Genomic DNA, 3,605 nt, shown 5'->3' on the forward strand with positions numbered 1-3,605 from the left:
TCGGGATGCGGAGACGGGGGCGGAACGTTTTGTGGATCCGCAACTGGCGCGTGAGACTTATCTGAAGAGGCTGCAGGCGCATCGCGATACGATCCAGGCGGCTGCGGACCGGCATAATGTGGAATACCACTTTTGTCCGACGGATCAGCCGTTGGAAGAGGTGCTGTTTAACTTTTTGAGTGCGCGGCAGAGGAAGAAGGCTTCGAAGTCTGCGGCGGCGAGAGTGGCTGGGTAGCGTGTTTTGATCGAAAACCTATGACTTTCCAAACCAAGCCAACACATCTGTTTCAGAATCGTCGCGCCTTGTGGCTCTCGAAGTCAAGTGATCGAGGACGAGTTCGAGCCTCCTTCGCTAAAGCTAAGGAGCCCAAGGTAAGAGGACGAGGACGAATGGAGTTTGAGTGTCGTGGAGGTGTTTGTGAGCGAATTGATCGAGGACGAGTAGAAGAACGAGGACGAGGACGATTCCTGAGGAGGGAGCTTTCTGTTGTTCGAACCCTTTATTTCGTATGAGCTGGCTCTTTCCCATATATCTCGCTGGTGCTGCGGCGATCATTGCGCCGATTTTGCTGCACCTGCGACGCAGGCCGCCGCAGGACCGGGTGGAGTTCAGTACGCTGATGTTTCTGGATGCGAGCACGCCGGTGCCGGTAAGCAAGAGACGGCTGGAGAACTGGCTGCTGCTGTTGCTGCGGTGTCTGGCGCTGATCCTTCTGGCGCTGATGTTTGCGCGGCCGTTTTTGCAGAGTGAAAGCGCCACTTCGTCATCGGCGGATCAGGCGACGCTGATCCTGCTGGATCGCAGTGCTTCGATGCGACGGGATGATTTGTGGAAGCGTGGTCTGGCTGAAGCGGAGCGGCTGTTTAAGGCGGCGAAGATCACGGACCGGATTGCGCTGGCGGTGTTTGACCGGGAGCTCACGCAGGTGTGGAGTTTTGAGGAAGATCGAAACACCCCGGCGAATCGCAGTGCGGCGCTGCAAAGCCGTCTGGCTGCGCTGGCGCCGACGTGGAGCGGCACGCAGCTTGATCGGGCGCTGATCGCTGCGGTGCCGTCGTTTGATGCCAGCACGGCGAAGCTGACGAAGCGCATTCATCTCATCACGGATTTGCAGGAGGGGACGCACCTTGATGCTCTGCGCACGATTGCGTGGCCTGCTGAACTTACGCTCCATGTGCATCGGCTGGATCCGGTGACGAATGACAATTTTGCCGTGGCTCTGGCTGCGCGTGATGAGGAGGGGAATGCGGACGCACTCATTCGTGTGCGGTTGAGCAACACGCGTGACTCGGCTTTGCGCGACTTCACGCTGGCGTGGGAAAAAGGCCCGCAGACGGACAGCATCACGGCGCAGATCCCGGCGGGGGCTTCGCGCATTCTCACGGCTCCGCCGAATTCCACCAGCGCGACGACGCTGACTCTCACGGGCGACAGATACGATTTCGACAACCGGCTTTTCATCGCGCCGCCGCAGCCGCGTGCGGTACGGATTCATTTTCTGGGCGATGAGGCCACGCGAGATGAGGCCGCTGCGCCGCTGTATTATCTGGCACGTGCGCTGCAACCCACGGCCACGCTGGCGCCGGTGCTCACGGCGGGGAAGGCGATGCCGGCGCAGAAGCCGGACGTGCTTGTCATCTCGGGAGCCACGCCGTCTGCCGGGACGCATGCCGCTTTGCGCGACTTTGTCAGTGCGGGCGGGTTTCTGGTGGAGGTCGCGTCTTCTTCTGCCGATGCAGTTCTGCTTCAAACGCTCACTGGGATTCCTGGCATCACCGTCAAGGACGGGGATGCCAATGACGACTACCGAATGCTGGCGGATGTCAAAACGGAGCATCCGCTGCTCAAGCCCTTCGGTGATCCGAAGCTGCGCGACTTTACCAAGCTGCGGTTTTGGAAGCATCGGCAGATCGAGGTCAAAGATGCGGGCAACAAGCTGGAGACCCTGGCGAGCTTTGACAACGGTCGGCCTGCGATTCTCAGCGCCCGCATTGGGAAGGGGACGCTCATTGTCCTGGCTTCTGGCTGGCAGCCGAGTGACAGCCAGCTGGCGCTCAGCACGAAGTTTGTGCCGCTGCTGTATGGCTGGCTGGCGGCGGCGGGTTTCAGCCATGATCCAGCGGCGACGCTGCTGGTGGGTGAAAACCTGCCGCTAGATGCTGCTTCCGCGTACACCATCACGGAGCCGGAAGGCAAGACGCACAGTCTCAAAGCGGGCGAGATTTTTACCACGACGGGGATCGGTCTCTACAAGGTGCAAAGCGCCAGCCATACCCAGATTCTGGCTGTCAATCTCCCGCCGGATGAGGGGCGTGTGCTGCCGCTGGCTCCGCAGAAGCTGGCGGAATATGGCATCAAGCTTTCCAGCGGCGCTGACAGTGGGGCAGCCGGTGAAACCACGGACGAGCGGCTTACGGCGACTGACACGGAGCAGCGGCAGCAGTCGTGGTGGTATATTCTCCTTATCCTCCTGGCTGTACTTTTGCTCGAAACGTGGTTTGCAGGGCGTAAAGGAGTCAGCAGTCTCACCACTGCTTGATTAGAGTCTTTCAATTCAATTTCTCCAAGCCTCGTGAAAAGCATCATTTTCTCAATAGCCTTGGTGGCTTCAAGCGGCCTTGCGGCTGACTGGGTCGTCGTCGAAGGCGGGGTGTCTCCCGACAAAAAGCTGGCTGTTGCAGTGCTTCCGCAACAGGGGGCGGCTCTGGACGAGGCGGATGGGAGCGTTTTGCTAATCGACGCGCAGAAACAAAAACGGATTGGTACGTTGGAGGAAGTGACTTCCAATGGCGGAACTTGGGGTAAAACAACGGAGAATGTTCGGTGTGCCTGGTCGCCTGATGGCAAAATCCTGTTGGTCAATTTTCGAATAGGGCGGCTCATGAACGACTGTCAGATTTATCGAATTTCAAACCGACGTGCCATCCCATTGAGCCTGCCTGCTGATACGGCCCATCCCAAAGGCAAGATATTCGAAGTGCTTACGACAACTAATAATCCGGGTTCAGAGGTGGCTTTTTCCAAGAATGGAGAACTCATCAAACGGTCCTATGGGTTCAAGCCAAAAGAAGGGCATTTTAATGAAGACTACTCGAGGTATGGTTTAAAAGGCTTCGATGGAGGAACTTTGTGTTTCTTCTATAAATTAAAAAAGGACTGGAGCATTGAACTGACGGACATTGCTCTGGATGCAGAAAATTAGAGGAGTTGAAAATCACCGCTTATGATCGCACGCACCATTCTTGAAGCCCGCATTGCTGAAGTTCGCGAGGCGCTGCGTCTCGCGCGGCTCATGCGTCATCTCGCTGTTGTGTTCGCGCTGGGGGTTGTGGTGAGGGGCGGCTTGCTGCTGGCGACGCTGAATGGATTTGCTGTTTCGAAGAGGCTTGATCGTTGGTCGATGCTGGGGCTCATCGTGCTGGGGCTGATTGCCTGGATCCAAGGGCGGCGTAACATTTGGAGTGATCGTGACATCGCCCGTGTCATTGAGCAAAAGCATCCTTCGCTGAACGCATTGCTGCTGACGGCCATCGAGCACGAACCGGAGGCTGAGAAGCCTGCCGGTTTCCTGCATGAACGGCTCATTGACCGAGCGCTGGCGCAT

Annotated in this window: 3 protein-coding genes and 1 pseudogene; all 4 read left to right on the top strand. The window is 57.7% G+C overall.

Features of this window, described 5'->3' with window-relative positions; genetic code table 11:
- Nucleotides 1–235, top strand: a pseudogene (locus WAW39_RS19305) (DUF58 domain-containing protein); the annotation flags it as partial.
- A gap of 274 nt (nucleotides 236–509) precedes the next feature.
- Nucleotides 510–2,540: a BatA domain-containing protein gene (locus WAW39_RS19310; protein ID WP_422320801.1), complete on the top strand. Its 2,031-nt coding sequence runs from the start codon at nucleotides 510–512 to the stop codon at nucleotides 2,538–2,540.
- Between the two features lie 33 nt (nucleotides 2,541–2,573).
- Complete coding sequence (locus WAW39_RS19315; protein WP_422320802.1) at nucleotides 2,574–3,203, top strand: hypothetical protein; 630 nt, start codon at nucleotides 2,574–2,576, stop codon at nucleotides 3,201–3,203.
- Between the two features lie 21 nt (nucleotides 3,204–3,224).
- Nucleotides 3,225–3,605, top strand: a 381-nt coding sequence (locus WAW39_RS19320) for a hypothetical protein (protein WP_422320803.1), incomplete at its 3' end; no start/stop codon positions are given.

It is taken from the genome of Prosthecobacter sp. (assembly GCF_049294395.1).
GTDB lineage: Bacteria > Verrucomicrobiota > Verrucomicrobiia > Verrucomicrobiales > Verrucomicrobiaceae > Prosthecobacter.

Bases quoted from the DNA above. Each gene is read 5' to 3' on its own strand.
- WAW39_RS19310 (WP_422320801.1), top strand. From the start codon at position 510: ATGAGCTGGCTCTTTCCCATATATCTCGCTGGTGCTGCGGCGATCATT.